General features: G+C 72.1%; 28 protein-coding genes and 1 tRNA gene. 15 read left to right on the top strand and 14 right to left on the bottom strand.

Features of this window, described 5'->3' with window-relative positions; genetic code table 11:
• Positions 1-132: 132 nt before the first annotated feature.
• On the bottom strand, positions 133-948 hold the full coding sequence (locus tag JTN19_RS10915) for a hypothetical protein (protein ID WP_206932291.1): 816 nt from the start codon (positions 946-948) through the stop codon (positions 133-135).
• Between the two features lie 31 nt (positions 949-979).
• Positions 980-1,062 (bottom strand) — tRNA-Leu (locus tag JTN19_RS10910).
• Between the two features lie 122 nt (positions 1,063-1,184).
• Here JTN19_RS10910 and JTN19_RS10905 point away from each other — a divergent pair.
• The 7 genes from JTN19_RS10905 (at position 1,185) to JTN19_RS10875 (ending at position 7,885) form a co-directional block, all read left to right on the top strand.
• On the top strand, positions 1,185-1,889 hold the full coding sequence (locus JTN19_RS10905; protein WP_206932289.1) for a DJ-1/PfpI family protein: 705 nt from the start codon (positions 1,185-1,187) through the stop codon (positions 1,887-1,889).
• A gap of 42 nt (positions 1,890-1,931) precedes the next feature.
• A complete protein-coding gene (locus JTN19_RS10900) occupies positions 1,932-2,924 on the top strand; it encodes a helix-turn-helix transcriptional regulator (protein ID WP_206932287.1) in 993 nt (330 codons plus the stop codon).
• Complete coding sequence (locus tag JTN19_RS10895) at positions 2,921-3,856, top strand: ADP-ribosylglycohydrolase family protein (RefSeq protein ID WP_206932285.1); 936 nt, start codon at positions 2,921-2,923, stop codon at positions 3,854-3,856. Before JTN19_RS10900 ends, JTN19_RS10895 begins: the two co-directional genes overlap by 4 nt.
• Positions 3,857-3,983: 127 nt before the next feature.
• A complete protein-coding gene (locus JTN19_RS10890) occupies positions 3,984-4,862 on the top strand; it encodes an SH3 domain-containing protein (RefSeq protein WP_408901871.1) in 879 nt (292 codons plus the stop codon).
• Between the two features lie 60 nt (positions 4,863-4,922).
• Positions 4,923-5,579: a glutathione S-transferase family protein gene (locus JTN19_RS10885; protein WP_206932282.1), complete on the top strand. Its 657-nt coding sequence runs from the start codon at positions 4,923-4,925 to the stop codon at positions 5,577-5,579.
• Between the two features lie 4 nt (positions 5,580-5,583).
• Positions 5,584-7,467: a transglycosylase domain-containing protein gene (locus tag JTN19_RS10880; RefSeq protein ID WP_206932280.1), complete on the top strand. Its 1,884-nt coding sequence runs from the start codon at positions 5,584-5,586 to the stop codon at positions 7,465-7,467.
• A gap of 25 nt (positions 7,468-7,492) precedes the next feature.
• The gene (locus tag JTN19_RS10875; RefSeq protein ID WP_206932274.1) at positions 7,493-7,885 is read left to right on the top strand and encodes a hypothetical protein; all 393 of its coding nucleotides are present in this window, start codon (positions 7,493-7,495) and stop codon (positions 7,883-7,885) included.
• Here the strand turns inward: JTN19_RS10875 and JTN19_RS10870 are convergent.
• Genes JTN19_RS10870 through JTN19_RS10845 form a run of 6 tightly spaced genes read right to left on the bottom strand, consistent with a single transcriptional unit; the run spans position 7,855 to position 12,248 of the window.
• On the bottom strand, positions 7,855-8,415 hold the full coding sequence (locus JTN19_RS10870; protein WP_206932267.1) for a hypothetical protein: 561 nt from the start codon (positions 8,413-8,415) through the stop codon (positions 7,855-7,857). The two genes, JTN19_RS10875 and JTN19_RS10870, sit on opposite strands and share 31 nt — an antisense overlap.
• 3 nt (positions 8,416-8,418) lie before the next feature.
• Positions 8,419-9,186: a hypothetical protein gene (locus tag JTN19_RS10865; protein ID WP_206932264.1), complete on the bottom strand. Its 768-nt coding sequence runs from the start codon at positions 9,184-9,186 to the stop codon at positions 8,419-8,421.
• A 43-nt stretch (positions 9,187-9,229) separates the two neighbouring features.
• Entirely contained in the window at positions 9,230-9,604 is a 375-nt protein-coding gene (locus JTN19_RS10860; protein WP_206932263.1) for a hypothetical protein, read from the bottom strand.
• Complete coding sequence (locus JTN19_RS10855; RefSeq protein WP_206932262.1) at positions 9,589-10,248, bottom strand: RluA family pseudouridine synthase; 660 nt, start codon at positions 10,246-10,248, stop codon at positions 9,589-9,591. The genes JTN19_RS10860 and JTN19_RS10855 overlap by 16 nt, the downstream gene beginning before the upstream one ends.
• Before the next feature lie 38 nt (positions 10,249-10,286).
• On the bottom strand, positions 10,287-11,297 hold the full coding sequence (locus tag JTN19_RS10850; RefSeq protein ID WP_206932260.1) for a catalase family peroxidase: 1,011 nt from the start codon (positions 11,295-11,297) through the stop codon (positions 10,287-10,289).
• A gap of 57 nt (positions 11,298-11,354) precedes the next feature.
• Positions 11,355-12,248 (bottom strand): branched-chain amino acid aminotransferase, encoded by an 894-nt coding sequence (locus JTN19_RS10845; RefSeq protein ID WP_206932258.1) that lies wholly within the window; start codon positions 12,246-12,248, stop codon positions 11,355-11,357.
• Between the two features lie 123 nt (positions 12,249-12,371).
• On the opposite strand from JTN19_RS10845, the gene JTN19_RS10840 reads away from it, so the two are divergent.
• Both JTN19_RS10840 and JTN19_RS10835 read left to right on the top strand, forming a co-directional pair.
• Complete coding sequence (locus JTN19_RS10840) at positions 12,372-12,656, top strand: UxaA family hydrolase (protein ID WP_206932257.1); 285 nt, start codon at positions 12,372-12,374, stop codon at positions 12,654-12,656.
• A gap of 10 nt (positions 12,657-12,666) precedes the next feature.
• Positions 12,667-13,842 carry a UxaA family hydrolase gene (locus JTN19_RS10835; protein WP_242531039.1) on the top strand — a complete coding sequence of 392 codons (1,176 nt, stop codon included), beginning with the start codon at positions 12,667-12,669 and terminating at the stop codon, positions 13,840-13,842.
• A 90-nt stretch (positions 13,843-13,932) separates the two neighbouring features.
• Here JTN19_RS10835 and JTN19_RS10830 read toward each other — a convergent pair whose 3' ends face one another.
• Positions 13,933-14,697, bottom strand: a complete 765-nt coding sequence (locus JTN19_RS10830) for an HpcH/HpaI aldolase family protein (RefSeq protein ID WP_206932256.1) — start codon at positions 14,695-14,697, stop codon at positions 13,933-13,935.
• Positions 14,698-14,768: 71 nt separating this feature from the next.
• Complete coding sequence (locus tag JTN19_RS10825; protein WP_206932255.1) at positions 14,769-15,698, bottom strand: Bug family tripartite tricarboxylate transporter substrate binding protein; 930 nt, start codon at positions 15,696-15,698, stop codon at positions 14,769-14,771.
• 104 nt (positions 15,699-15,802) lie between these two features.
• Between JTN19_RS10825 and JTN19_RS10820 the strand changes: the two genes are divergently transcribed.
• Entirely contained in the window at positions 15,803-17,206 is a 1,404-nt protein-coding gene (locus JTN19_RS10820) for an FAD-binding oxidoreductase (protein WP_206932254.1), read from the top strand.
• Positions 17,203-18,378, top strand: a complete 1,176-nt coding sequence (locus JTN19_RS10815; RefSeq protein WP_206932253.1) for an MFS transporter — start codon at positions 17,203-17,205, stop codon at positions 18,376-18,378. Before JTN19_RS10820 ends, JTN19_RS10815 begins: the two co-directional genes overlap by 4 nt.
• A gap of 15 nt (positions 18,379-18,393) precedes the next feature.
• Here the strand turns inward: JTN19_RS10815 and JTN19_RS10810 are convergent, their stop codons facing one another.
• The 3 genes from JTN19_RS10810 to JTN19_RS10800 form a co-directional block, all read right to left on the bottom strand.
• The gene (locus JTN19_RS10810; protein WP_242531038.1) at positions 18,394-18,819 is read right to left on the bottom strand and encodes a phasin family protein; all 426 of its coding nucleotides are present in this window, start codon (positions 18,817-18,819) and stop codon (positions 18,394-18,396) included.
• Positions 18,820-18,967: 148 nt separating this feature from the next.
• Complete coding sequence (locus JTN19_RS10805) at positions 18,968-19,675, bottom strand: TetR family transcriptional regulator (protein ID WP_206932252.1); 708 nt, start codon at positions 19,673-19,675, stop codon at positions 18,968-18,970.
• A 40-nt stretch (positions 19,676-19,715) separates the two neighbouring features.
• Complete coding sequence (locus tag JTN19_RS10800) at positions 19,716-20,834, bottom strand: PQQ-dependent sugar dehydrogenase (RefSeq protein ID WP_242531037.1); 1,119 nt, start codon at positions 20,832-20,834, stop codon at positions 19,716-19,718.
• 184 nt (positions 20,835-21,018) lie between these two features.
• Between JTN19_RS10800 and JTN19_RS20525 the strand changes: the two genes are divergently transcribed.
• From JTN19_RS20525 to JTN19_RS10780, 4 genes are read left to right on the top strand one after another with little or no spacing between them, the layout of a single operon-like run.
• The gene (locus JTN19_RS20525; protein WP_206932249.1) at positions 21,019-22,128 is read left to right on the top strand and encodes a TonB family protein; all 1,110 of its coding nucleotides are present in this window, start codon (positions 21,019-21,021) and stop codon (positions 22,126-22,128) included.
• A complete protein-coding gene (locus tag JTN19_RS10790) occupies positions 22,125-22,631 on the top strand; it encodes a prolyl-tRNA synthetase associated domain-containing protein (protein ID WP_206932248.1) in 507 nt (168 codons plus the stop codon). The genes JTN19_RS20525 and JTN19_RS10790 overlap by 4 nt, the downstream gene beginning before the upstream one ends.
• Before the next feature lie 26 nt (positions 22,632-22,657).
• The gene (gene lysA / locus JTN19_RS10785) at positions 22,658-23,995 is read left to right on the top strand and encodes a diaminopimelate decarboxylase (protein WP_206932247.1); all 1,338 of its coding nucleotides are present in this window, start codon (positions 22,658-22,660) and stop codon (positions 23,993-23,995) included.
• 2 nt (positions 23,996-23,997) lie between these two features.
• Positions 23,998-26,562, top strand: a complete 2,565-nt coding sequence (locus tag JTN19_RS10780) for a TIGR02302 family protein (protein WP_206932246.1) — start codon at positions 23,998-24,000, stop codon at positions 26,560-26,562.
• Here the strand turns inward: JTN19_RS10780 and JTN19_RS10775 are convergent.
• On the bottom strand, positions 26,532-26,810 hold the full coding sequence (locus JTN19_RS10775; RefSeq protein ID WP_206932244.1) for a hypothetical protein: 279 nt from the start codon (positions 26,808-26,810) through the stop codon (positions 26,532-26,534). The genes JTN19_RS10780 and JTN19_RS10775 overlap by 31 nt on opposite strands.
• Positions 26,811-26,820: the final 10 nt, after the last annotated feature.

Raw genomic sequence — 26,820 nt, 5'->3', positions numbered from 1 at the left:
GCCTCGCTCGCGCTGCACCGGAAGATGGGGTTCGAGGAGGTGGGCACGTTTCACGAGTATGCGCGAAAGAACGGGGTGTGGATCAGTTCGACGTGGTTTCAGCGGAGGGTGGGGGACATGTGAGTTTTTGTGTTATTGATCCTCCGCATTGCCGCCGTCATTTTGTGTGTAGTATTGTGTGATATTACTCCATTTTTCAAGCTCTTTAGCCAGAAATGACTCCGCCGTCGACTCGAAAACCTCGCGAGTAGGCGATTTATCTGGTAAATTACGAAGAAAATCACTAAATTTAGCCACGTATGCTGCCGCCATAGCGGCGGTTTCCTTATGATATTCTCGAATTTTATGAATCTTGTCTTCTTCGCTCATTCCACCAACTAATAAATACGTGGGAAATCTGGCTTGCCTTATGCGAATTATTTTAATATAATTTAGGAAGTTTCCGGTAAATGCTTGACCGGAAACCATAGATTTTCTGATCTCCTCTCGCATTTCGTTATGGCCGCTCGATGTTAGTCCAGGTATTATTGCAAAATGCCTAAATCTATTGAATATGCCAACCGAAAGTCCATACAATATGGCACTAGAAATCTGCCACTGCATGCCAATTTCTTGATTTTTTAATATAAGATTTTGCTTTTCTGCTTCTTCGGCCGATCGAAAAAGCTGTGTTTTTTGATCATTGAGTGTTTCGCGAGTAGCTATTAGCTCCTCATGCTGCATCTCCAGTTCATCGCTCTGCAAGAGGAAGGCGGCTGCAAGAATTAAAAGAGATGCTGGCCCTAACGCCCCAGCAAGAAAATCTCCCTTCTCAGATAATTTGAGCCCGCCCCAGTGCTGTATTCCCGCTTCGTAAAATAAATAAACTGGAAAAATGATAGTTAAAATTGAGGCGATAAATAGCCATTTAGCTATCTTTTTCTTGAATCTCTTCCGTGTAGGGACCATTGTATACCCCTTTAATGGACATGAAGATAAATACGGGCGGCGGGGCTCGAACCCGCACGGCCTTGCGGCCGAGGGCTTTTAAGGCCCTTCCGTCTACCATTCCGGCACGCCCGCGCACGCCCAACCGCAGATTACGCGGGCGCAACCCACCCCGTAAAGCAGGCTGCCGCAGCTATTGCACCGGCGCGCCCATCCGCGAACATGGCGACAACACCCCGTCCAGGAAACGCCCGCCAATGTCCCAAGCCACCAAGATTGCCGGCCTGCTGCTCTTCCCCGGCCTCACCCAGCTCGACCTCACCGGGCCCTATGAGGTGCTGGCCAACCTCCCCGGCTGGAAGGTCGAGATCGTGGCGAAGCAGGCCGGCCCCGTCCGCACCGCCAAGGGCATGGTCATCCACGCGGATCAGGGCTTCGCGACCGCGCCGCAATACGACCTCTTCGCCATCCCCGGCGGCCCCGGCACCGATGACGCGCTGACGGATGCGGAGACGGTGGAGTTCGTCCGCCGCCAATGCGAGGGCGCCGAGAACGTCTTCGGCATCTGCACCGGCTCGCTGCTCATCGGCGCCACCGGGCTGCTGCGCGGCCGCCGCGCCGGCTCGCACTGGGCGGCGCGGCACCTGCTGGCCCGCTTCGGCGCCGAGGTGCGGGATGAGCGCATGACGAAGGACGGCAAGTTCTACACCGCCGGCGGCGTCACCTCCGGCATTGACATGGCGCTGCGCGTGGTAGCCGACATCGCGGGCGAGGACGCGGCGCAGCAGATCCAGCTGCAGATCGAATACGACCCCGAGCCGCCCTTCCGCAGCGGCACGCCCTTCACCGCACCCCCGCACATCCTGGCCCGCGCCCGCGCGGCGGGCGAGGCGCGGCGCCCCATCCGCGAGGCGGCGGTGGAGGCGGCGGCGGCGCGGCTGGCCGCCGGCACTCCTGGTTGAGTCGGGCTTGCCCCTTATAACTATTGCACTATCATGCATCCCATGGCGGAACGGCATGCGAAGCTTGCGGACGGCCTGCGACTCATCCTGCTGCTGACGGGCACCCGCACCGGCCGCACGCTGAATGAGCTTGCCGAGGAGATGGGCGTCGGCCGCCGCACGGTCGAGCGGATGCTCGCCGCCATCAAGGAAGTCTGCGGCGGCCTCGAACAGGTGCCGACGGATGAGGCGCAGAAGCGCTGGCGCCTGCCGGCCTCCACCCTCTCGCGCGTCAAGCCGCTGACGGCGGCGGAGGCGGCGGAGATGGACCTCGCCGCCCGCCGCCTGGCCGCCGAGGGGCTGGAGGAACGCGCCGCCCTGCTGCGCAACGCGGCCGAGAAGCTGCGCGCCGCCATGGATGCCCGCGCCCTGCAACGCGCCGAACCCGATGTGGAGGCCATGCTGGCGGCGGAAGGCCTGGCCATGCGTCCCGGCCCCCGCGTGCATGTGCCCGAACGCTTGATCGCGACGCTGCGCGAGGCCATCCTGGCCAACCGCCGCATCCGCCTCGCCTACCGGCCCAGCCGGGGCGCGCTGCGCGAGCATGTGGTGGAACCCTATGGGCTGCTCTACGGCACGCGGCCCTATCTGCTGGCGGCGCGGGTGGACAAGCCCGATGCGGCGGTGTGGCGGCTCGACCGCGTGCTCTCGGCCGAGCCGATGAACGAGGCCTTCACCCCCCGCCCCGGCTTCACCCTGCCCTCGCTCGCCGCGCAGAGCTTCGGCGTGTGGCGCGAGGCGCCGCACCAGGTCGTGCTGCGCTTCACCGGCAGCGCCGCGGTGGAGGCGCGCCACTGGGCCTTCCACCCCACCCAGCGCTTCGAGGCGCAGCCCGACGGCACGCTGATCCTGCGCTTCGAGGCGGGCGGGCTGGACGAGATGGCCTATCACTTCGCCACCTGGGGCGAGGCGGTGGAGGTGCTGGAACCCCCCGCCCTGCGCGAACGCCTGGCGGCGCTGGGCGCGGCCCTGGTGCGGCGCCACGGGGGGCCGTGACCGAAGCCGCGCGAGGGGGGGCCGCGCGACAGGACCGCGCGCTGGGCTGCTTCCTGGGCCTCGCGGTCGGGGATGCGGTGGGCACCACCGTCGAATTCCGGCCACGCGGCAGCTTCCCGCCGCTGACGGACATGGTGGGCGGCGGCCCCTTCCACCTGGAAGCGGGGCAATGGACGGATGATACCTCCATGGCGCTCTGCCTCGCGGAAAGCCTGCTGGGGGAACCCTGCCTGGATGAGCTTGACCTGATGCGCCGCTTCCGCCGCTGGATGGAGGAGGGCGAGAACAGCGCCACCGGGCACTGCTTCGACATCGGCAGCACCACCCGCGCCGCGATCGAGCGCTTCATCCGCACGGGCAACCCCATCGCGGGCGAGACGGCGCCGGAGGCCGCGGGCAATGGCTCCATCATGCGCCTGGCGCCGCTGGCCGTGCGGCATTGGCGTCGCCCCGACCAGGCGCGCGAACTGGCGGAGCGGCAGAGCCGCACGACCCATGGCGCGGCGGAGGCGGTGGGGGGCTGCGCCCTGCTCTCGGACATTCTCTGCGCGACCATCGCGCACGGGCCCGCCGCCGCCTTTCCGGAGGAGGGGCACGCGGTGCGCCTCTGGCCGCCGCGCATCCAGGCCATCGCGCAGGGCAGTTGGCGGGGGCTGCGGCCGGGCCAGCTGCGCTCCAGCGGCTATGTGATCCATACGCTGACGGCGGCGCTGTGGTGCGCCACCCGCGCGCGGGATTTCGAGGAGGCGGTGCTGATGGCCGCCAATCTGGGCGACGACGCGGACACGGTGGCCGCGGTCACCGGCCAGATCGCGGGCGCCATGCATGGGGAATCAGGGATTCCTCCGCGCTGGCGCGAGAGGCTGCATGATGGCGCGCGGCTGCGCGCGCTGGGCCTCGCCCTGCACGATGCCGCGCTGCGGGAGGCTTGACCCGGCACCCCCGGGCTTGGCATCGAAGGGCATGCGCGTTGCCCTCCGCCTTGTCGCCCTGGCCGCCCTCGTCACCGGGGCGGCCGAGGGGCACGCCGAAACCACCCCGGCCGGGGGGCGGGGTTTCGTGCTCGCGCAGTCCTCGCTGGGGGGTGCGGGGTCACTGCCGCCGCCCACGCCGCCGCGCGCCGCGACGCCCGCCCAGCGCCCGCCCGCCCAGGGACAGGCGCGCCCGGCCCCGCAGCGGCCCGCCGCGCCCCAGGCCCAGCGCCCCTCCGCGCAACGGCCGGCGGGCCAGCCCCAGCGCCCGGCCACCCAGGCCCCGGCTGGGCCCCGCCAGCCGCCCACCGTGCAGCGCCCCGACGCCAACCGCCCCAATGCCGTGCGCCCGCCGCAGCGCGCCAACCCGGCGGCCCCGGCCGGCGCGGCGGCTGCTGCGGCAGCCGCTGCTGCGGCCGCTGCCGCGGCGGCCGCCGCCGCGAATGCCGCGCCCCCCACCCCGCCCCCGCCGGAATGGCCCGCCGCCAGCACCGGCACCAGCACGGGCCTGCCCCTGCCGCGCTTCACGGCGCTCGCCTCCAACCAAGTGAATTTGCGCGTGGGGCCTGGCCTGCGCTTCCCGGTGGAATGGCGCTACCAGCGCGCCGACCTGCCGGTGATGATCATCCGCGAGCACGAGGAATGGCGCCGCGTCCGTGACCCGGACGGCACCGAGGGCTGGCTTGCCGCCTCCACCCTGCGGCCCGGGCGCCGCACCTTCATCGTCCGCCAGCCCCAGCCGGGCGTGACCCCCGCCGCCACCTCGCCCGCCGCCGGCGAGGTGCTGCTGCGCCGCCGCCCGGAAGAGGGCGGGGCCGCCGTGGCGCGCCTGCAGCCCGGCGTCATCGGCCGGCTGCGGCTCTGCGAGGCCGGCAGCGAATGGTGCGAGGTGCAGGTGCAGAACCGCCGCGGCTATGTCCGCCGGGCCGAGATCTTCGGCGTGCTGCCCGACGAGGAGTTCCGCTGACCCGTTGACGCCGCGCCCCGGCCGTGCGGAGCATTCGCGCGTCCAGGAGAACACCGCTTCATGCTGACCATCTATGGCTGCTTCCGCTCCCGCGCCTCACGCAACATCTGGCTGGCCTATGAGCTGGGGGTGGATTTCAAGCACATCCCCGTGATCCAGGCCGGGCGCCTCGCGGACCCGCTGGCGACCAACGCGCCGATCAACACCAAGTCCCCGGAATTCCTGAAGGTGAACCCAAACGGGCTCATCCCCGCCATGGAGATGGACGGGCTGGTGCTGGCCGAATCGCTCGCCATCAACCTGTTCATGGCGAAGAAGTTCGGCGGCGACCTGGCCCCGCGCGACCTGAACGAGGACGCGCTGATAACCCAATGGGCCATCTGGGCCATGACCGAGGCCGAGATCCACACCATCCAGGTGCTCTACCACAAGGTGATGTTCCCCGAGGCCTCGCGCGACCCCGCGCGGCTGGCCGAGGCGGTGGCGGCGCTGGCCCGTCCCTTCCGCGTGCTGGACGAGGCGCTGGCCGCGACGGGCTGGCTGGTGGGCGGCCGCTTCACCGTGGCCGACCTGAACATGGCGGAAGTGATCCGCTACGCGCAGCCCGTGCCGGAACTGTTCGAGGCGGCACCCCGCGTGAAGGCCTGGCTCGCCGCCTGCCAGGCGCGCCCCGCCTTCCAGAAGATGGTGGCCGGGCGCAACGCCGAGCCCGCGTGATGCGATGAGGCTCGCCGCCCGCCTGCTGGCCGTCCTGGCCCTGCTGGCGGGCGGTGCCTGGGCGCTGGACCGCGCCTTCCCGCCCGACCTGCTGCGCTATGAGCTGCGCGCGCGCGAAGTGCCGGCGCGCGATGGCCGCCTGCTGGCGGTCTGGCCCGCGCCCGGCGGCGTGTGGCGGATGCACACGCGGGCGGAGGACGCGCCGCCGCATCTGATCGAGATGCTGATCGCGGCGGAGGATGGCCGCTTCCACCTCCACCCCGGCGTGGACCCGCTGGCCATCACCCGCGCCACGGCGCAATGGGCGCGGGCGGGCAGGGTGGTCTCGGGCGGCTCCACACTGGCCATGCAGGCGGCGCGGCTGCTGGAGCCACGGCCGCGCAACCTCCGCAGCAAGGTGATCGAGGCGGCGCGGGCCTTGCAGCTGCAATGGCGCTTCGGGCGCGCGGGCGTGCTGGACATCTGGCTGACCCTGGCGCCGCAGGGCGGCAATATCGAGGGGCTGCGCGCGGGGGCGCTGGCCTGGTTCGGGCGGCCCTTGTCCACGCTGGACCCGGCGGAATCCGCGCTGCTGGTGGCGCTGGCCCGCCGGCCCGAGGCTACCCGCCCGGACCGTTTTCCCGACGCCGCCCGCACCGCGCGGGACGCCGTGCTGCTGGCCCGCGCGCGCGGCGTGGCGAGCGAGGCCGAAATCGCGCTGGCCGGCCCGGTGCCCACGCAACGCCACGCCTTGCCGCGCCACGCCCCGCACTTCACGCGCGACGAGGCGGCGCCGCCGACGCTGGACCTGGATTTGCAGCGCTCCGTCGAGGCGCTGGCGGCGCGCGCGCTGCACGGGCTGCCGCCCCGCGTCTCACTGGCCCTCATGGTGGCGGACATCGCCAGCGGCGAGACCCGTGCCGCCTTCGGCGGGGACTGGATGGCGGAGGGAAGGGCCGGGGCGCTGGACCTGACGCGGGCCGTGCGCTCGCCGGGTTCGGCGCTGAAGCCCTTGGTCTATGCGCTGGCCTTCGAGTCCGGTGTGGTGCGCCCCGACACGCTGCTGGAGGATCTGCCCCGCCGCTTCGGCACCTACGCCCCCGAAAACTTCGACCGCGAATTCCAGGGCCGCCTGCGCGTGGCCGACGCGCTGCGGCAAAGCCTGAACCAGCCTGCCGTGGCCCTGCTGCAGGAGGTGGGGCCCATGCGCCTCGTCACCGCCATGAAGGCGGGCGGCGCCCTGCCGCGCCTGCCGCCGGGCGCGGAGCCCGCCCTGCCGCTGGCGCTGGGCGGGGTGGGGGTGACGCTGCGGGAGATGGTGGGCCTCTACGCCCTGCTGGGGCGCGAGGGCGGCGGCGCCATCGAGGCGCGGGCCGCCCGCATGGCCGCGCGGCTGCTGGTGCAGCCCCTGCCGGGTGGCGGCCCCTCCGGCATCGCCTGGAAGACGGGCACGAGCTGGGGCGGGCGCGACGCCTGGGCCATGGGGCTGGACGCGCGCCATGTGGTCGGCATCTGGGTCGGGCGGCCCGATGGCACGCCCATGCCGGGGGCCACGGGCGCGCGGCTGGCGCTGCCGCTGCTGGCGCAGGTGTTTGCCCGGCTGCCGCCGGCGCCGCTGGAACCCTGGCCGCTGCGCCCTGGCCCCACCGTCGCGGCGGCCGCCCCGCGCACGGACCCCGTGCGGCTGCTCTTCCCCCCACCCGGCGCCACCCTGCCCGAGGCCGGGCGCGTGGTGCTGCGCGCCGCCGGCGGCCAGCGCCCGCTGACCTTCCTGGTGGACGGCGCGCCCCTGGCGCTGGACCGCGCGCGGCGGGAGGTCGGCTGGGTGCCGCCGGGGCCTGGCTTCTACCGCATCACCGTGCTCGACGCGGAGGGCACCAGCGCGGGGGTGGAGTTGCGGGTGAGATGAGCGTCACGCCGGAGGCGTGCGGGCGATGAGTTCCGAACTGCGCGCGGCCCTCGTCTATGTGCTGCTGGCCTTCGCGCTGGGCTTCGTGCTGGGCCCGCTGCGGGAGCTGTTCCTGGCCCCGGCGCTGGGCCGCGTGGGCGCGCTGCTGGTGGAATTGCCGCTGCTGCTGGCGGCCTGCTGGTGGCTGGCGCCGCGCGTGATGCGCCGCGTGCCGCCCGGCGTCGGGCGCCTGCGCGCGGGCTTCGCGGCGCTGGCCCTGCTGCTCTTCCTGGAATGCACGCTGGGGATGGTGCTGCGGGGCTGGGATTTTCCCACCTGGCTGGAAAGCTTCTGGACCGCCCATGGCGCGGTGACGCTGGCGGGATACTGGCTCTTCGCGCTGATCCCCTATTGGCGGGGGGTGGGCGCGCGCGGCTGAGCCAGCGCGGCCAGCAGCGCCGCGCGCAGGGCGGCGTCGCGCGTCGCCAGCTCCGCGAAGTCGCCATCGGTGCCGGGGCGCAGCAGGCCGGTGCAGGTGGCGGGCAGCGCCTCGGGCGGGTCCTCGGCCAGGGTGGCGAGGATCTCCGCGTCGGGGCAGGGCGGCGCCTCGGGGGGAAACAACCACACCATCTGCCCGCGCTGCGTCCAGTCGAAGCCCGGCTGGTCGAAGAGGGTGGCGATCAGGGCCGGGTCCCGCGTTCGCACCAGGCCGATGGCGGCGGGCGCCCCCTGGCGGCGCAGGGACCAGGGCGCGGCCAGGCGGCGCGGCGCCTGTGCGGCTTCGGCGAGGAAGAGGGTCTCGGCCACCGCGCCCAGCGCCGCGGCCAGCGCCGCCACCGTTGCCGCGGGCGGCCCCGCCTCGCCATCCGCGCGGCGCGGCCAGAGCAGGTGGTCGCACCGCCAGCCCGGCAGGGCCAGGGACCGCCAGCCAGGGTCGGGCGCGTGGTCGGCGCGGGTGATGGCGTCCATGGCCTATTGCGCCCGCCCCGCGCTGGGCACGGCCGAGCCGCTGCTGGGCCGGGGCCCGCCCAGGGGGGAATTGTCGCGGTATTCGCGGGCGGAAATTTCCTCGACGATGCGGCGCACCACCTCCTCGCCCAGCTCGATGGCCTCGGTGGTGAGGACCTTGCCGGCCCAGTAGCCGCTGGCGCCGCCGACCAGGCAGCCCAGCAGCCCGCCCACCGCGGTGCCGCCACCGGGCTTCACCAGCGTGCCGCCCGCCGCACCCGCCGCGCCGACCACCTTGCACCCCGCCCAGGCCCCGGCCCAGCCGCCGGTGACGATGGCGAGCTGCCGGAAGGGCCGGTCCGACACCACCACCGAATAGGTGTCGGCCGCCACGCCCACCACCATCAGCAGCCGCCCCGCATGGCGGAAATAGCGCGCGCCGTGGTAGAGCGCCCCGCCCCCCGGCCCGGCCGGCGTGTGGTTGCCCAGGCCGAATTGCTGCGCCACGCCCTTCTGGTTCCAGTGGAAATCCACCCGCCCGGTCGCGACATTGTGGCCATAGTCCAGCCGCAGGTGCCGCCGCCCGGTCGCGTCCTGGATGAAGAGGGTGGAGGTGGTGCCACCCTTCGGCCGCCAGCCGCGCGGCGTCAGCTCGATGGCCAGCCCCTTGGTGCCTGGCACCGGGATGCGGACCGTCGCCGCCAGGCCCGCCCCCACCGGGACCGAGCCCGTGATCTCTCCGCCGGCGTCAATGATCGCGCCCGCCGCCTCCCATTCCACCAAGGTGTCCATCGGATGGGCCCTCCGTCAGGCAGAAGGATAGCGCCTCATGGGCTCAGCGGCAGCCCTGGCGATCCATATGGCCCTGCGCCATGGAAATCCGCATCCGCGCCTGTTCCTGCATGGAGGAAATCTGCGCGGCGGCGGTGGCGCCCGTCATGTTGGCGGCCAGGCCCGCGGCCTCGGCGGTGTGGCCGGCCAGCGTGGCGCAGCCGCAGCCGATGAAGACGGGAATGGCGGCGCGCAGGCGGGTGGACATCTCCTCGCCCCGGGCGCGGCCCTCCAGCAGGCCGGGCGGGGGCAGAGCGGCGAGGCGCGCGGCGTCGCGCAGCGCCTCCACGCCCGCGCCGAAATCACAGCGGGGGCGGGGCAGGCCGCCCTGGCCCATCAGCAGCGGCGCCAGCGCCAGCAGGATCAGACCACGCCGCATCGCGCCAGTGCCTCCGTCATGTGGGATGGGATGGGGGAAGTGGCGGCGCGCGGCGGGTCGAGCGGCAGGGACAGCGCGCGCGCCAGCAGGTGCAGGGCGCCCGCGCCGCCGCCATAGCGCGCATCGCCCAGGATGGGGCAGCCCAGATGCGCCATGTGGACGCGCAGCTGGTGGGTGCGGCCGGTGCGGGGTTGCAGCTCCACCGCCGTCAGGCCGGCGTCGCGGCCCAGCACACGGTATTGCGTGCGCGCGGGCTGGCCGGCGGGGTCCACCACCATGCGCCAGCCCTCGGCCTTGGTGCTGCGCTTGAGCAGGGGGGCGTCCACCACGCCGGCCTTGGCCGGGGGCGCGCCGCGCAGCACGGCCCAATAGGTCTTTTCCGCGCGGCCTTCGGCGAAGAGCGCGCCGAGCGCCGCCAGCGCCGGCTTGGTGCGGCCAAGCGCCAGGCAGCCCGCCGTGTCCTGGTCCAGCCGGTGCGCGGGCTGCGGCAGATGCCGCTTGCCCTGTTGCAGGACAGGCAACCAGTCCTCCAGCGAGGCGCCGCCGCGCGGGCCGGCATGGACGGCCAGGCCCGCGGGTTTGTCGAGGATGATCACCTCGGCATCCTGGTGGAGGATGCGCGCGAGCGGGTCCGGTGGCGCCATCCCCCCTTCTGGCGCGCGCCGGGGCCTTGCGGAAGGCCCTATTGCAGGCGCCGCGACAGCGACACCGCATAGGCCTCCGCCCGCGCATTCAGGATGGGGTCCGCCGAGGGCTCGATCCCATCGGGGAGCAGCACCGGGTTGAACAGCCGCGCGTCGCAGGCCTCGGGGCCGGCCAGGGCGGTGATGCGAAGGCGCGCCACCTCCAGCGTGCGGCGGCTGTCGGGCCAGGCGGTGACGGCGTCGTCCAGCGGGTCGCCGGCCTCGGGGAATTGCAGCAGCACGCGCCATTCGGCCGGGCCGGCGGCCAGGCGCTCGCGCAGTTCCGCCTCCAGGAAGGCGGGGCCGCGGGCCTGGCGTTCCTCGGGCGTCAGGCCGTGGCGGCCGGCCACCGGCTCGAAGGTCCAGCGCACATGCTGGCGCTGGCCGGCCCGGTTCACCAGCACGAAGCTGTTGATGCCGAAATAGGCCGAGGTGGCATAGCTGCGCGGCGGCGCGTTCTCCCGCACATAGGCCATCTGCGGCGCCCAGTCGGGGTTGGCGGCATTGGCGGCCGCGACGGCGGCGCTGTTCATCTGCCGCGTCTGCGGGTCCGGCGCGCGCACGCGCAGGAAGTTCACGAAGCTTTCCGGCGTGCGGGCGGTGAAGACCGGCGTGTTGATCAGCACGAATTCCTGCGTGTCGCCGCCCGGCAGTTCGGCCGAGAAGGAGAGGCCGCGCACGCCGGGCGCATTCTCCGGCGCGTTCGGATTGCCCCCGCCGAGCGAGAAGCGCGCGACCACGGCGGCGCGCGCGCCGGGCTGGAGCGTGGAAGCGGTGGTCATCGGTGCGGCCGCGCCCGTCGCCATCCACTCGCCGGTGGCGCAGAAGCCGCGCGTCCCGCTTCGGCGGCGGCCGGCATGTTGTCCGAAGACACCCTCCAGCCCGTTCACCAGTTGCTCGGCGATGGAGGGTTCGGCGGCCATCTGGGCGGCGGCGGGATGTGCCGCCATGCCGAGGCCGAGCAGAAGGGCAGCGGCGCCGGCGGCGCCGCGAAGAGCGTGAGGAAGCATGATGGCGACGGGTCCCTGTTGTGTCCCGTCACCGTTTCGCGGCGCCTAGGCCCGAGGTTACTCGGCCGCCGCCGCCGGAGTTTCGGCCAGTTGGGGTTCCACCACGCGCGGCTGGGCCCGCATCCAGGCGAAGTAGAGGTCCCGCGCCTTGGTCGTGATCGGCCCGATGGGCAGGTCGCGGCCATTGTAGCGGGTGCAGGGCTGCACCTTGCCGTAGTTGCCGGTAGAGAAGATCTCGTCCGCCGTCTCCAGCTCCTCCGGGCGCACGGCGCGTTCCTCGACGGGGATGCCCGCCTCGGTCAGCAGCTTGATGACGCGCTGGCGGGTGATGCCGTTCAGGAAGGTGTGGTTCACGGCGGGTGTCACGGCGACGCCATCCTTCACGAACCAGAGGTTCGAGCTGGCGAACTCCGCGATGTTCCCCGCCACGTCGCTCATCACCGCCATGTTCGCCCCGCGCTCCACCGCCCAGGCCGTGGCGCGGGAGCCGTTGGGGTAGAGGCAGGCGGCCTTGGCGTCGGTCGGCGCCATGTCGGTCGCGGGCCGGCGGAAGGGCGTCAGCATGGCCGAGAAGCCGGCCCATTCGGGCATGGGCGTGTCATAGAGGGAGAGGATGAAATCCGTGCTGTCCGGGTCGGGCCGCGCGGCACCGAGGCCGCGGCGGATGAAGAACATCGGCCGGACATAGAGCGTGGCGCCCGCGCCCATGCGGCGGATGCCTTCCTCGCAGAGTTCCTGGATGCGCTCGGCCGTGACGGTCGGCTTCATGCCCATGACCTTGGCCGAACGGATGGCGCGGGCGCAGTGGCGGTCGAGGTCCGGCGCCCAGCCCTCGATGGCGCGCGCCCCGTCGAAGATCACGGAACCCAGCCAGAAGGCATGGTCCATGGGGCCCAGGATCTTGGGCTCCTCCGTGAACCATTGCCCGTCATACCAGAACACGCCCGCCATGGTGGCCTCCTTCGCAAGGCATGAGAGTGCCACGGCGGCGGCGCGGCTTGAACCCCCGTTGTGGGCCATCCGGGGCCGGTCTAGCCTCGCGCCCACTGCATAATCGAGGGAGGGACCCGGCAGATGACGATCCATTTCGTCGTGCATGACGAGGGGGATTCCGTGGGGGTCGTGGTGGTGGAGGGCCTGAAGGCCACGAACCGCATCAACGGCTGGATCATGGACCAGGACAAGATGATCGACTTCGACGCGAAGTCGGACATTCCCATCGGCCACAAGCTGGCGGTGAAGCCCATCAAGGCGGGCGACGCCATCATCAAATATGGCGTGGATATCGGGAAGGCCATCGCGGACATCGCCCCGGGCGAGCATCTGCACGTGCACAACGTCAAGACGAAGCGCTGGTGAGGAACCCCCCATGGGCATCAATCTGAAGGACGCCAGCTTCGAAGGCTGGCGCCGCGAGAACGGCCGGATGGGCGTGCGCAATTACGTGCTCATCCTGCCGGTGGACGACATCTCCAACGCCGCGGCCGAGGGCGTGGCGCGGAACATCCAGGGCTGCCTCGCCATCCCGCACGCCTATGGGCGCTTGCAGTTCGGCGCGGACCTTGATCTGCACTTCCGCACCATCATCGGCACGGGCGGCAACCCCAATGTGGCGGCCGTCGTCGTCATCGGGATCGAGCCGGGCTGGACGGGCAAGGTGGCCGAGGGCATCGCCGCGACCGGCAAGCCCGTGGAGGCTTTCTCCATCGAGCAGAATGGCGACATCAACACCATCGCCGCCGCCTCCCGCGCCGCCTACCGCATGGTGCGGCACGCGACTGGGCTGAAGCGCACGCGCGCGCCGCTGCAGGACCTCTGGGTCAGCACGAAGTGCGGCGAGAGCGACACGACCTCGGGCCTCGCCTCCTGCCCCACGGTCGGCAACAGCTTCGACAAGCTGTGGGAGAACGGGAACACGCTGGTCTTCGGCGAGACGTCGGAGATCACGGGCGGGGAGCACCTGGTGGCCGCGCGCTGCAAGACGCCCGAGATCCGCGCCGAGTTCATGCGGATGTTCGACCGCTACCAGGCGGTGATCGAGGCCAACAAGACCTCCGACCTGTCCGAAAGCCAGCCCACCAAGGGCAACATCGAGGGTGGGCTGACCACCATCGAGGAAAAGGCGCTCGGCAACATCCAGAAGATCGGCAAGAAGTGCACGGTGGATGGCGTGCTGGACAAGGCCGAGATGCCGACGCATCCCGGGCTGTGGTTCATGGATTCGTCCTCCGCCGCGGCGGAGATGGTGACGCTCTGCGCGGCCTCGGGCTTCGCGGTGCACACCTTCCCGACGGGCCAGGGCAACGTGATCGGCAACCCCATCGTCCCGGTCATCAAGCTGACGGCGAACCCGCGCACCATGCGCACCATGTCCGAGCATGTGGACGTGGACGTGACGGGCCTGCTGCAGAAGACCATGAACATGGACGATGCGGGCGAGGCGCTGCTGGACTGCATCCTGCGCACCGCCGATGGCCAGCACACGGCGGCGGAAATCCTGGGCCACCGGGAATTCAGCCTGACGCGGCTCTACGAGAGCGCGTGAACGAAAAGGGGCGGCGCCTTCCAGCGCCGCCCGACTTTCTACGCGGCCGATTCACGCCCCCGGCTGACGCCGGGGACGACCGGACGCGGGCTACCCCCGCGCCGTCTTCACCGCCGCCTTCGACGCCGCCACCATCAGCCCGACCTCATTGGCGATAGTCACGAGCTTGAAGCCCATCTTGATCATCCGGTTCGCGTATTCCGGCGTGCCATTGTGCAGCCCCGCCGCGATGCCGCGCTTGGACGTCTCCTTCAGCAGCTTCTCGTAGATGTTGAGGATGAAGGGGTCCTCCACGTCCAGCTTCGGCGTCAGCCCGTAGCTGAACGACAGGTCGGACGGGCCGATGTAGATGCCATCGATGCCCGGCACGTCGAGAATGGCCTCGATGTTCTCGATGGCCTGCTTCGTCTCGATCATGGGAATGACCAGAATCTCGTCATTCGCCGTGGCCTGGTAGCCGCCCGCGCTGCCATAGGCGCCGGCGCGGATGGGCCCGTTGGAACGCGTGCCGCCCGGCGGATACTTGGAATACTGCACCAGCGCCGCGGCCTCGGCCGGCGTGTTCACCATGGGGCAGATCACGCCATAGGCGCCGGCGTCCAGCACCTTCCCCACGATGCCCGGCTCGTTCCACGGCACCCGCACCATGGGCGTGGCGCCGGAGCCCGAGGCCGCGATGCCCTGGAAGCACGCCACGCAGGAGAGGTAGTCCTGCACGCCGTGCTGCATGTCCACCGTGACGCTGTCCCAGCCGCACTGGCTGTACATCTCGGCGGAGAAGGCGTTGGGAATGGCCAGCCAGCCATTCACCACCGCCTTGCCGGCCTTCCACGCTTCCTTGACCTTGTTGGGCATCGCGCGCTTCCTCTCCCGCGTTTCGCGAGCGAGGCTAGGCGCGGCGCCCGCTGCCATCAATCCCTGGCCCCTCAATCCCCTGGGCGGATGCCCGCATCACGCATCACCACGCGGAACTTCTCCAGCTCCGCGTCGCGGAAGGCGCGGAAGGCCGCGGCGTCGCGATAGACGATGGGCGTGGCCAGCCGGCGGAAACCCTCGATCACGGCCGGTTGCTGCAAGGCCCGCTGGCAGGCCGCGTCCACCCGCGCGATGATCTCGGGCGGCGTGCCCGGCGGCGCGAAGAGGCCGGACCAGATGCTGTAGACCAGGTCCGTCCCCTGTTCGCGCAGCGTCGGCGTCTCAGGGAATTCCGGCGAACGTTGTTCGGCGAAGATCGCGATGGGGTGCAGGTTGTTGGCGCGCAGCGTGCCGGGCTGGTCGGCGAAGATGCCCACATCCTGGCGCAGCAGGCTCACCACCGCCTCGGCATTGCCGCGATAGGGGATGTGCGTCATCTCCGCCCCCATCGCGCGCGCCAGCGCGACGGTGGCGATGTGCGGCATGGAGCCGGGCCCGGTGGAGGCGAAGTTGAAGCGCCCCTGCGCCTCCCGCGCGCGGGACGCGACCTCGGCCAGGGTGCGCGGCCCGCCGGGGGCCGACATCAGCACCACCGGCGTGTCCGCCACCTGGCAGATCGGCACCAGGTCATGCGGGCGATAGGGCATGTCCGTGCGGAAATTGGGCTGGATCGCCATGGCGCCGATGGGCGAGAGCAGCAGGGTCTGCCCGTCCGGCCGGGCGCGGACCACCTCCGCCGCACCGATCACGCCCGCCGCACCCGCGGAATTCTTCACCACGACGGGCGCGCCCAGGCTTTGCGACAATTCGGGTGCCAGGAAGCGCGCCATCAGATCGGACGGCCCCCCCGCCACGAAGTTTACGACGAGGGTGATGGGGGCCTGCGCCCGCGCGGGCAGCGCGAGCAGCACGAACAGGCCGAGAAAGGCCAGGACACGCATGGTGTTTCCTCCGGATTATATTTTTGTCCGGACAGCCTAGGCCCCTTCCTCAACCAGGGACAACCATTCCCGCCCGTCGCCTTCGGGCGCATGATGGGCGGGCCATGAACACCCTCGCCCCCCGCCCCGTGGACCACGTCGTCGCCGCCGCGCGCGAATTCCTGGGCGAGCGCATCACGCGCAACGACGCCATCCGCCAGCAGCACAGCCGCGGCGAGGACACCACGCCACCCACCATGCCCGATGCCGTGGTCTTCGCGGAAACCACGGAGGAGGTGAGCCGCCTGCTCGCCCTCTGCCACCAGCACGCCGTGCCCGTGACGCCCTTCGGCGCCGGCACTTCGCTGGAAGGCCATGTGAACCCGGTGCGCGGCGGCATCTCCCTCGACCTCAGCCGCATGAACGCCATCGAGGAGGTGAACGCCGCCGACATGGATTGCCTCATCGGCCCCGGGGTCACGCGGCAGCAGCTGAACGAATATCTGCGCGACCAGGGGCTGTTCTTCCCGGTGGACCCGGGCAGCCACTGCACCATCGGCGGCATGTGCGCCACGCGCGCCTCGGGCACCAATGCGGTCCGCTACGGCACCATCCGCGAGAATGTGCTGGGCCTGGAGGTGGTGCTGGCGGATGGGCGCGTGATCCAGACGGGCGGGCGCACGCGCAAGGCGGCCAATGGCTATGACCTGACGCGGCTCTTCATCGGCAGCGAGGGGACGTTGGGCGTCATCACCCGCATCCGGCTCAGGCTGCATGGCATTCCCGAAGCGACCAGCGCGGCGGTGTGCCAGTTTCCGGACCTGGGCTCGGCCGTGAACACCGTCATCGCCACCATGCAGCTGGGCGTGCCCGTGGCGCGGATCGAGCTGCTGGACGAGGTGCAGATGGCCGCCTGCATCGCCTATTCGAAGCTGGAGGGGCTGGCGCCGGTGCCGACGCTCTTCCTGGAATTCCACGGCACAGAAGCCGGCGTGGCCGAGCAGGCGGAAAGCGTCGAGGCCCTGGCGCTTGACCATGGCGGCTCCGGCTTCGCCTGGGCGCGGGATGCGGAGGAACGCAACCGGCTGTGGAAGGCCCGGCACAACGCCTATTGGGCCGGCATCGCCTGGCGGCCGGGCAAGAAGGGCATCACCACCGATGTCTGTGTGCCCATCTCGCGCCTCGCGGAAGCGCTGCTGGGCGCCAAGGCCGATATCGAGGCCAGCGGCTTCGAGGCCCCCATCGTCGGCCATGTCGGCGACGGCAATTTCCACACTATCATCCTGGTGGAGGAAGGCAATGCCGAGGAGATGGAACGCGCCTGGGCGCTGGACCGGCAGATCGTCCGCCGTGCACTGGCCCTCGGCGGCACCTGCTCGGGCGAGCATGGGGTGGGCCTCGGCAAGCGGGAATTCCTGCGCGAGGAGCATGGCGAGGCCGCGCTGGACGTGATGCGCGCGCTGAAAGCGAGCATGGACCCCAAGGGCATCCTGAACCCGGGCAAGCTGTTCCTCGACACGAATACGTGACCACCGCGCCCTTCGTCCTGCCCCTGCTGGCGCTGACGCTGGGGCATGTGTTCTCCAACGCGGTGCGGACGCTGCCGGCGGTGGCGGCGGATGTGCTGGCGGCGGACCTCGCCATCACGCCCGAGACGCTGGCCGCCATCACCGGCGCCTTTCCCGCTGCGTTTGCCCTGGCCATGGTGCCGGTGGGCGTGGCGCTCGATCGCTACGGGGTTCGGCCGGTGGCGCTGTGGCTGCTGGCCATCGCGGGCGTGGGGGCGGCGCTGGCGGCGCTGGCGCCTTCGGCGGGCACCATGCTGCTGGCGCAGATCGTCCTCGGCGCCGGCTGCTCGGGCATGCTGATGGCGCCCATGACGCACGCCGCCCAGGTGCTGGACCAGAAGCGGTTCGGGCTGTGGTCGGGGCTGATCCAGGGCATCGGCAATTCGGGGATGCTGCTTTCCGCCAGCCCGCTCGCCTGGCTGGTCGAGGTGGCGGGGTGGCGCGCCGGCTTCTGGGCCTGCCTCGGCCTCGGCGCGCTCGCCTTCGCCACGGTGGCGCTGACGCTGCGGCCGCGCCCGCCCTTGCCACAGCCCGGCCGCACCCTCCTGGGCGACACGCGGGCCGTGCTGGGCTTCGCGAGTTCCCCGCGGCTGATGGGCATCTTTGCCCTCGCCTTCGTCTCCTTTGGCGCGGTGCTGGGGCTGCGTGGCCTCTGGGGCGGGCCCTGGCTGATGGAGGTGAAGGGCATGGCCCGCATCCCCGCCGGCCATGTGCTGCTGCTGGGCACCTTCATGCTGGTGCTGGGGCCGGCGCTGGCGGGCTGGGTGTCCTCGCGCCTCGGGCGGCTGCCGGCGCTGCTGGCGGGCGGCCACCTGGTCGCGGCCTTGTGCATCCTGGGCCTGCTGGCGGGTGGGCCGCTGGGCACGCCGGCCTGGGCGGATGCGGCGCTGATGGCGTTCTTCGGCCTGGCCATCAGCTTCCAGGTGCTGTGCTTCGCCATGCTCCGCGCACGCGTGCGGGCGGAGGAGAGCGGCCGCGCCCTCTCCGCCATGAACATCTATTTCTTCGGGGGGGCCGCGGTGCTGCAGGCCTTGAGCGGCCTGGCTTTCGCGGTGGGCGGCGTGGGCGCCGCCCTGCTCACCTTCGCGGTGGCCCTGGTGGTGGGCACCGCGTTGTTCTGGCGATGGAAATAAAGAGGAGCTGGAAGGTCAGCCCTTCTTCACCATCGCCTGCATCTCCTCCAGCGCCTCGGCGAAGCGGCGGTTGAGCACCTCCAGCGCCTCGCCGTTCGACTTCTGGATGAGGTCCGCGAGTTCCTTCATCGAGGCCACGGCGCGCTCATAGTTCGCCTTCATCAGCTCGGCCTGCTGGGCGGCCTTGGTGGCGGGGTTGCCGTCCATGGCAGTTAGGCCGCGCATGGCCTCGCTCATCTCCGCCATGGTCTGCTGCATGAGTTCCATGTTGCGGCGGGCGACGGCCTGGGCGCCTTCCATGGCGACGCGGTTGGCGGCGGCCATGGCTTCGAGGTTCCGGCGCTGGGCATCGGCCAGGGCCTGGAAGGCCATCATGTTCGGCATCTTTATGCTGCTGAACATCTTCATCATGTCTTCGGGGTTGAAGCCTTGGCCCGACATCGCTGATCTCCCGGGGGGTGGTTCGTCCGACCCTACAGGCGCGGTCGCGGCGGGGTCAAACGCAGGCTCTGTCGAAGTGGCGACGGCTTCCGCAACCTCGTCCAGCGCGGCTTGCAGCGCGCGGGGCAAAGGTTCCGCCGTGGGGGTCTCAGCCGGGCTGGGTTCCGGCGGGGGCGTCGGGGTCGGGGTCAATTCCTGGGCGACCTTCAACGCCGGCCTCTGGGCCTGTTTCGGGGGTCTCGTGGTCGGTGTGCGTGCCATGCGGCCCTCCCTCCTCGCGCCCAAGGCCGAGGCTGCGCGCCGCCTTGTCGGCCTGATCCAATGCGCGGTCCAACGCGGCCATGGTGGCCGAGAGGTCCTCGCTCTCATCCTTTTCCCAGGCACGCAGCGTGGCCAGCCAGACCACGCCCAGGCCATGTGCCCGCAGCGCGCCCTTGGGGCCTGTGGCCTCCAGCCCCGCCGCCTCCAGCATCCAGCGCATGGTGCGCGGCTGCTCGGTGGCGAGCCAGAGGGCCAGCAGCGGGTCCCGCGGGAGGTCGCGCATCAGGCGAACGACGCCGGCGCGGTTGGGTTGCAGGAAATCCAGCCGGCGCATCAGCACGTCGAACAGCCGGTCGCGCGCGGTGGAGGTGTCATCCTCCATCGTGCCCTCGATCACGGCCGCATCCACTGCCGCCGCATGGGCCCGCAGCATCTCCATGGGCGAGGCGAAGCGCGCGCGCAGCTCGGCGAGCGGGAGGCCGGCCTCCGCCGCCACGGCGCGCATGGTCAGCGCGGACCATCCCCCGCCGGCGAGGACGCGCCAGAAGGCCTGGAGGGCGGGGTCGTTCACATCGGGGGCGCTGGTGGTGCTCATTCCTGGCAGATTGGCGCAACGGCGCCCCGTGGGAAGGGGATCAAGCGGCGGTGACGCGCAGAATCCGCCCATCGCCATGGTCCGTCAGCAGCAGCAGCGCGCCGTCGGGGGCGAAGATCGTGTGGCGGATGCGGTACTGGTCCCAGAGCAGCCGCTCCTCCTCGCCGGGCGTGTCGCCCTGCATGGGCAGGCGCACCACCCCCATCGGGTTCAGGCAACCCAGGAAGAGGCTCCCGCGCCAGGGCGCCGGGGCGTTGGCGGGGGCGAAACCCATGCCGGAGGGGCTGATGGCGGGGTTCCAATGGCGCAGGGGCGGCTCGAAGCCCGGCCCCTCGGTGCGGCCACCCGAGATGGCGGGGCCCCAGTATTCGCGGCCATAGGTCACTTCCGGCCAGCCATAGTTCAGCCCGGGGCGGATCAGGTTCAGCTCATCGCCGCCGCGCGGGCCGAACTCGGCCGAGAACAGCGTCCCCGTGGCCGGGTTGAAGGCGATGCCCTGGGGGTTGCGGTGGCCGTAGCTCCAGATCTCGCCGCGCGCGCCGTCGCGCCCCACGAAGGGGTTGTCGCGCGGGACGCGCCCGTCGCGCGTCAGGCGGATGATCTTGCCCGCCAGGTCGTCCAGCCGCTGCGAGCGCTGGCGGTCCACATTGCGGTCACCGGTCGTCAGGAAGATGTGCGCGCCATCGGGGCTGAAGGCCAGGCGGCCGCCGAAATGGTGCCGCCCGCGCGACTGGGCGGGGGTGCAGTCCAGGACCGGCGTCACGTCGCGCAGCGCGCCATCCACCAGCCGCGCGCGGGAGAGGCGCGTCAGCGCGCCGCCCTGCACCAGCGTGGCCGTGACCAGGAACACCTCCTGCGTGCGGGCGAAGTCCGGCGCGGGCTGGATGTCCAGCAGGCCGCCCTGGTTCGCGGCCTCGACCGCCGGCACGCCCTCGATGGGCGCCGAGACGCGGCCCTCGGGCGACACCAGCCGGGCGCGGCCAGGCCTCTCGCTGACCAGAAGGCGGCCATCGGGCAGGAAGCCACCGCCCCAGGGGTGTTCCAGCCCCTCGGCCAGGGTGGTCACGCGGAATTGCCCGTCGCGGGCACGGAACCCCTGGGCCCCGGCCGGCAGGGCCAGCAGCAGGGCAGGGGCGGCGAGGAGGGTGCGGCGTTCCATCGTCATGCCTCCGCATGTGGGGCCGGCCGGCCATGGCTCAAGCTTCCACCCCCTTTCGCCCCCGCCGGGAAGTGCGGTAAGGCGCGGCCATGCCCGGCCGAACGGCGCCATGAGCGTCCCGCACCCCCGGCCCGCCTCGGGCCCTACCGGGCCGTTGCCACGCTTCGGCCGGCGCCGGCAGGGCGTGCGCCGGAGCCCCCTGCCGCCCACGCCCCCACCGCCGCGCCCGGAAGGCGCGGGCCATGGCCGCTGGGCGCTGCCCCGGCCCTCCGCGCGGACGGTGTTGGCCTGGCTGCTGGGCTCGCTGCTGCTGCATGGGCTGATCCTGGCGGTGCTGCTGGCCTGGCCGGACCCACGGCCACGGCCGTCGGCGGAACTGCCCGCGCCCTCCTTCGACATCGTCTTCGACGGCGCCACGCCCGAGGCCGCCTCGGGCGAGGCCCCGCCGGGCGAGGAGGTGGCGCCGAGCGGCGCCGCCGAACCCACCCCGCCTCCGCCCCAGGCCGAGGTGCCGCCCGCGCCGCCCACCCCCACGCCACCGGCCCCGCCCCCGCCCGCCCCCGCGCCGGCGCCCAGCCCGGTGGCGCCGCCCGCCGCACCCCCGCCCCCGGTCACGGCCGCGCCACCACCGCCCGCGCCGCCCCTTCGCGCGGAAATCCCTTCCCTGCCCGCGCCGCCCCCCGCGCCCCCGCGCCCCGAGGCACCGCCCGCCGAGGCCGCCCCCACGCCTTTGCCCGAGGCCGAGGAATTCCTCGCCCCGCCCACCGATCTGCGCCTGTCCGAACGCTTCGCCCTGCCGCTGCCGCCCAGCGAAACCCCGCCCCAGCCGCCGCCCGCGCGCCCGCTGCCGGGCATCATGCTGCCGCAGGGCGCGCAGCTCGGCGGCGGCGCGCCCTCGCCGGCCGGGCGGCCGCGGGGCAGGGGGCTCGACCTCTCGGTGGACCCTCGCTTCGCCGAGGGCGATGCCCGCACCGACCCCTCGGTGCGCGTCGAGGGCGCGCAGGTCGGCGCCAATTGGCGCGCGGCCTTCCGCCGCTGGCTGGAGCAGAACATCCGCTACCCGCAGGACGCCGCCATGCGCGGCGAGGACGGAACCGTGCGCGTGCAGATCCTGGCCAACCCGGACGGCACGGTGCGGGGCGTGCGGATGGTGCTGCCCTCCACCTCGCCCTCGCTCAACTACGCCACCACCTTCCCCTTCCAGGGCGCGCGCATCCCGGCCTTCCCGCCGCCCGCCGACCCCAATGGGGTGACGGTGGAACTCACCGTGAACTATGTGCTGCGCCGGCGATGACCCCTGAGACCCTGCTCCAGGCCCTGGCCGATTTCGGCATCGAGGCCCGCACCATCCATCACCCGCCCGTCTTCACGGTCGCGGAATCCCAGGCGCTGCGGGGCGAACTGCCCGGCGCGCATTCCAAGAACCTGTTCCTGCGCGCGGCCAAGGGCGAAGGCTTCTTCCTGGCCGTGCTGGAGGAACACCGCCAGGTCAGCGTGAACGCGCTGGCCCGCGCCGCCGGCTGGCCGAAGGTGCGGATGGGCAGCGCCGAGGAACTCCGCGCGACCCTGGGCGTGGAGCCCGGCAGCGTCACGCCGCTCGCCCTGGTGAACGCGGCCCCTGGCAGCCTGGGCGTGGTGCTGGACGCGGCGCTGGCCCATGCGCCGGGCCTCGCCTGGTTCCACCCGCTGGTGAACACGGCCAGCACCGGGCTGCGCCCGCCGGACCTGCTGCGTTTCCTCGCCGCGCGCGGCCATGTGGCACGCGTGCTCGATCTGGACGCGATGGCCTTGGCGTAGGGCCGCGCCATCCCTTATCTGCACGGATGGCCGCACCCGCCCCCGTCTTCGACACGCCCGACCCCAGCTTCGCCGACCTTCTCGCGCAGCGCCCCGCCCTCTCGCTCGACCCCATGGCGGGGCTGATGCTGGAGGAGGTGCCGCTGGCGCGCATCGCGGCCACGCATGGCACGCCCGTCTGGGCCTATTCCGCCGCCACGCTGCGCCGCCGCGCGGGCATGCTCAAGGCGGCGCTGTTCAATGCGGGGCTGGAGGCCAGCGTCCATTTCGCCACCAAGGCCAATCCCTCGCTGGCGGTGGTGAACCTGCTGGCCGGTGAAGGTCTGGGCGCCGACGTGGTCAGCGAGGGCGAACTCCATGCGGCGCTGGCGGCGGGCGTCCCCGCCTCCGGCATCGTCTTCTCGGGCGTGGGCAAGACGCGGGGCGAGATGCGCCGCGCGCTGGAAGAGGACATCCTCCAGCTCAACATCGAGAGCGCCGAGGAAGCCGCCATCCTGAGCGAGGTGGCCGTCTCCATGGGCCGCCGCGCCCGCTGCGCCCTGCGCGTGAACCCCGATGTGGACGCGCGCACCCACGCCAAGATCACGACCGGCCTGACCGAGAACAAGTTCGGCGTGCCCATCGCCATGGCGCCCGATCTCTACGCGCGGATGTGCGCCATGCCGGGTCTCGAGCCCGTGGGCATCGCGGTGCATATCGGCAGCCAAATCACGCAGGGCGTGGCCTCCTACGCCGCGGCCTATCAGCGCCTGGGCGAGCTGGTGCGGGAGCTGCGCGCCGCCGGTCACCAGGTGAACCGGGTGGATTGCGGCGGGGGCCTCGGCATTGCCTATCGCGACGAGACGCCGGCCTCGCCGGACGCGCTGGCCGGGGCCATCCGCGCCGGGCTGAGCGGGCTGGATGTACGGATCATGCTGGAACCGGGCCGCTGGATCTGCGGGCCGGCCGGCGTGCTGCTGGCCTCGGTGGTGATCGAGAAGCAGTCCACCGACCGCCGCTTCGTCATCCTCGACGCCGCCATGAACGAATTGCTGCGCCCGGCCATGTATGACGCCTGGCACGGCATCCTGCCCGTGGCCGCCGCCGCCTTCCACGCGCCCGTTTCCCCGGCGGATGTGGTGGGCCCTGTCTGCGAAAGCAGCGACACCTTCGCGCGCGACCGCGCCTTGCCCGCTTTGCCCCCTGAATCCCTCGTCGCATTTCTCGATGCCGGGGCCTATGGTGCCTCCATGAGCAGCACCTACAACGCGCGCCCCCTGGCCGCCGAGGTGATGGTGGACGGCGCCCGCTTCGCCCTGATCCGCGAAAGGCAGGATCACGCGGCCCTGCTGCGCGGGCAGCGCCTGCCCGACTGGGCCGGCTGAGCATGGCCCCACCCCCCGCCCTGCACCGCAAGCGCCTGCTGGCGCGGCTGGCGCTGTGGTGGGAGGGGGCCTGGCCCGCGCTCTGGCCTACCCTGGGTGTGCTGGGGCTTTTCGGCGTCTTTGCCCTGTTGGGCGTGCCGGCCCTGTTGCCGGGCTGGCTGCATGCGCTGGTGCTGCTGGGTTTCGTGCTCGCGCTGGTGCCGGCGCTGCGCCATGCGGCGCGCGGGCTGCGCGCGCCGGCCGAGGCCGCGGCCGACCGGCGGCTGGAAGCGGCCTCCGGCCTGAAGCACCGCCCCCTGGCCGCCCTGCAGGACCGCCCCGCCACCGCGGGCGCGGAGGGCGAGGCGCTCTGGGCCGCGCACCAGGCGCGCATGGGCGCGCTGATCACCCGGCTGCGGGTGGGGCTGCCGCGGCCCGGCCTCGCGGCACGGGACCGGATGGCGCTGCGCGGCGGGCTGCTGGTGGCGCTGGGCGCGGCGCTGGGGGTGGCGGGGGCCGATGCGCCCGCCCTTCTCGCCCGCGGCCTGACGCCACACCTGATGGGCACCACCCCCGCCGCGCCCCTCCGCGTCGAGGCCTGGATCACGCCCCCCGCCTATACCGGCGCCCCGCCCATTTTCCTCGACACGCGCGGCGGGCAGGTCATGGCCCCGCTGGGCAGCCGCTTCCAGGCGGCGGTCTCGGGCGGGACGGGCGTGCCGGAAATCTCGGGCCTGCCCGGTACCGCCTTCGCGCCGCTGGGCGGCGGTAGCCATGGCGCCCAGGCCGTGCTGGACACGGCGGGCCGCGTCACCCTGCGCCAGGGCGGGCGCGAGGTGGCCACCTGGGAAATCGGCGTGCGCGCGGACGCCCCGCCGCGGTCCAGCTTCACCGAGACCCCCGCCCGGGCCCCCCGCGGCCTGGCGCTCCGCCTGCCCTGGGCGGCGGAGGATGACTGGGGGGTGGTGGGCCTCCAGGCCCGGCTGCACCTGGACGCGCGGCCTGACGAGGCGCCCATCGTTCTCGACATCCCGCTGCCCTCGGCCGCCCCGCGCGAGGCCACGGGCCTGTCCCAGCCCGATTTCTCGGCGCATCCCTGGGCGGGGCTGGAGGTGCGGCTCAGCCTGGAGGCGCGCGACGGCGCCGGCCAGACCGGCCAGTCCGAGACGGTGCTGCTGACCCTGCCCGAGCGCAGCTTCACCCACCCCGTGGCGCGCGCGCTGATCGAACTCCGCCGCGTGCTCTCGCGTGATCCGGGGGCGCGGATGGAGGTCATGCGCGGCCTCGATGCCCTGGCCGCCGATCCCGAGGCCTTCGAGCACGACTTCGCCACCTATCTGGGCCTGCGCGTGGCGCGTTCCTTCCTCCACCGCGACCGCCGCCCCGCCGCCGTGGGCGAGGCCCAGGCCGTGATGTGGGAGACCGCCCTGGCGCTGGAGGAAGGCCGCGACAGCCGCACCGCCCGCGCCCTGGCCGAGGCCCAGCGGGCGCTGCGCGAGGCCATGCAGGAGGCCGAGCGCAACCCCGAGGACGAGGCCGCCCGCCAGGCCGTGCAGGAGCGCATCCAGGAATTGCGCGAAGCCATCCGCCAGCACCTCGAGGCGCTCGCCGAGCGTCTGCGCCAGGAGAATGCCGAGGCCCTGCCCTATGACCCCCAGCAGCGCATACTGGACCAGCGCGACATGGAACGCCGCACCCAGCGCATGGAGCAGGCGACGCGCGAGAACCGCATGGAGGACGCCCAGCGCGAGTTGGCGGATCTGGAGGAGATGCTGCGCGCGCTCCAGGAAGGCCGCATGGCCCGCGGCGAAAGCCCCGAGCGCCAGCGCCAGCGCGAACGCGGCCAGCAGCAGATGGGCGCCGTGCAGGACATGGTGCGCCGCCAGGCCGAGATGCTCGACCAGGGCCAGCGCCGCGCCGAACAGGAGGACCAGCGCCGCGCCCAGGAGCGCCGGCTGCAATCCCCCTGGAGCCAGCGCCCCACCCAGCCGGGCCAGCCCAGCCCCGAGGCGCGCCAGCAGGCCGAGGCAGAGGCACGCCAGCAATCCGAGGCGGAGGCCCGGATCCAGCGCGCCCTGCGCCGCGCGCTGGGCGAGCTCATGCAGCAATTCGGCGACCTGACGGGCGAGGTGCCGGAAGCCCTGGGCCAGGCCGACCAGGCGATGCGCGAGGCCATGGAGGCGCTGGGCGCCGCCCGCGACGCCCGCCCCGCCCAGCAGGAGGCCATCCGCCGCCTCCAGGAGGGCGGCCGCCAGATGGCCCAGCAGATGCAGCGGCAATTCGGCCAGGGACAGGGCCAGGGCGAGGGCCAGGGAGACGGCGAGGGCGGCCCCGACACCAATGGCGAGTTCGGCCAGGGCCAGGACGGGCAGGGCAACGAGCTCGGCATGGGCGAGGGGCGCGACCCCCTGGGCCGCCCGCGCGAGGCCGCCGGCCAGGCCGAGCATGGCAGCGACACCCGCGTGCCCGACGAGGCGGAACTTCTCCGCACCCGCCGCCTGCAGGAGGAACTCCGCCGCCGCGGCGCCGAGCGCGAGCGGCCGGTGGAGGAGCTGGACTACATCGAGCGGCTGTTGCGGCGGTTCTGATCACCCTGGCGCGCCGCGCGGGACCGTTCCAGCCGCGTCATCGCGATGCCGTAGCGCTTGCCGCCATAGATTATGACGCCCGCGACCACGAGGATGAAGGCGACGAAGCCACCGATCGGCACCCCGTAGGCGATGGCCGCCCAGGTCAGCCCGGCTGCCGCGGCGAATAGCGCCAGCATGGCCAGGAAGGCGCCGCGGATGGCCCGCTGCTCGGCCTGCCAGAGGGGGTCGTTCGGGTCGAGCATCATTCACCCCAGA

The sequence above is a fragment of the Roseococcus thiosulfatophilus genome (assembly GCF_017311575.1).
In the GTDB taxonomy this organism is placed as follows: Bacteria; Pseudomonadota; Alphaproteobacteria; order Acetobacterales; family Acetobacteraceae; genus Roseococcus; species Roseococcus thiosulfatophilus.
This window is presented reverse-complemented; position numbering and strand designations above follow the sequence as displayed.

Excerpts from the sequence above, each read along its gene's own strand:
- JTN19_RS10915 (WP_206932291.1), bottom strand. The coding sequence starts at position 948 with ATGGTCCCTACACGGAAGAGATTCAAGAAAAAGATAGCTAAATGGCTA.
- JTN19_RS10905 (WP_206932289.1), top strand. The coding sequence starts at position 1,185 with ATGTCCCAAGCCACCAAGATTGCCGGCCTGCTGCTCTTCCCCGGCCTC.
- JTN19_RS10900 (WP_206932287.1), top strand. The coding sequence starts at position 1,932 with ATGGCGGAACGGCATGCGAAGCTTGCGGACGGCCTGCGACTCATCCTG.
- JTN19_RS10885 (WP_206932282.1), top strand. The coding sequence starts at position 4,923 with ATGCTGACCATCTATGGCTGCTTCCGCTCCCGCGCCTCACGCAACATC.
- JTN19_RS10880 (WP_206932280.1), top strand. The coding sequence starts at position 5,584 with ATGAGGCTCGCCGCCCGCCTGCTGGCCGTCCTGGCCCTGCTGGCGGGC.
- JTN19_RS10875 (WP_206932274.1), top strand. The coding sequence starts at position 7,493 with ATGAGTTCCGAACTGCGCGCGGCCCTCGTCTATGTGCTGCTGGCCTTC.
- JTN19_RS10870 (WP_206932267.1), bottom strand. The coding sequence starts at position 8,415 with ATGGACGCCATCACCCGCGCCGACCACGCGCCCGACCCTGGCTGGCGG.
- JTN19_RS10865 (WP_206932264.1), bottom strand. The coding sequence starts at position 9,186 with ATGGACACCTTGGTGGAATGGGAGGCGGCGGGCGCGATCATTGACGCC.
- JTN19_RS10860 (WP_206932263.1), bottom strand. The coding sequence starts at position 9,604 with ATGCGGCGTGGTCTGATCCTGCTGGCGCTGGCGCCGCTGCTGATGGGC.
- JTN19_RS10855 (WP_206932262.1), bottom strand. The coding sequence starts at position 10,248 with ATGGCGCCACCGGACCCGCTCGCGCGCATCCTCCACCAGGATGCCGAG.
- JTN19_RS10850 (WP_206932260.1), bottom strand. The coding sequence starts at position 11,297 with ATGCTTCCTCACGCTCTTCGCGGCGCCGCCGGCGCCGCTGCCCTTCTG.
- JTN19_RS10845 (WP_206932258.1), bottom strand. The coding sequence starts at position 12,248 with ATGGCGGGCGTGTTCTGGTATGACGGGCAATGGTTCACGGAGGAGCCC.
- JTN19_RS10840 (WP_206932257.1), top strand. The coding sequence starts at position 12,372 with ATGACGATCCATTTCGTCGTGCATGACGAGGGGGATTCCGTGGGGGTC.
- JTN19_RS10835 (WP_242531039.1), top strand. The coding sequence starts at position 12,667 with ATGGGCATCAATCTGAAGGACGCCAGCTTCGAAGGCTGGCGCCGCGAG.
- JTN19_RS10830 (WP_206932256.1), bottom strand. The coding sequence starts at position 14,697 with ATGCCCAACAAGGTCAAGGAAGCGTGGAAGGCCGGCAAGGCGGTGGTG.
- JTN19_RS10825 (WP_206932255.1), bottom strand. The coding sequence starts at position 15,698 with ATGCGTGTCCTGGCCTTTCTCGGCCTGTTCGTGCTGCTCGCGCTGCCC.
- JTN19_RS10820 (WP_206932254.1), top strand. The coding sequence starts at position 15,803 with ATGAACACCCTCGCCCCCCGCCCCGTGGACCACGTCGTCGCCGCCGCG.
- JTN19_RS10810 (WP_242531038.1), bottom strand. The coding sequence starts at position 18,819 with ATGTCGGGCCAAGGCTTCAACCCCGAAGACATGATGAAGATGTTCAGC.
- JTN19_RS10805 (WP_206932252.1), bottom strand. The coding sequence starts at position 19,675 with ATGAGCACCACCAGCGCCCCCGATGTGAACGACCCCGCCCTCCAGGCC.
- JTN19_RS10800 (WP_242531037.1), bottom strand. The coding sequence starts at position 20,834 with ATGGAACGCCGCACCCTCCTCGCCGCCCCTGCCCTGCTGCTGGCCCTG.
- JTN19_RS10790 (WP_206932248.1), top strand. The coding sequence starts at position 22,125 with ATGACCCCTGAGACCCTGCTCCAGGCCCTGGCCGATTTCGGCATCGAG.
- lysA (WP_206932247.1), top strand. The coding sequence starts at position 22,658 with ATGGCCGCACCCGCCCCCGTCTTCGACACGCCCGACCCCAGCTTCGCC.
- JTN19_RS10780 (WP_206932246.1), top strand. The coding sequence starts at position 23,998 with ATGGCCCCACCCCCCGCCCTGCACCGCAAGCGCCTGCTGGCGCGGCTG.
- JTN19_RS10775 (WP_206932244.1), bottom strand. The coding sequence starts at position 26,810 with ATGATGCTCGACCCGAACGACCCCCTCTGGCAGGCCGAGCAGCGGGCC.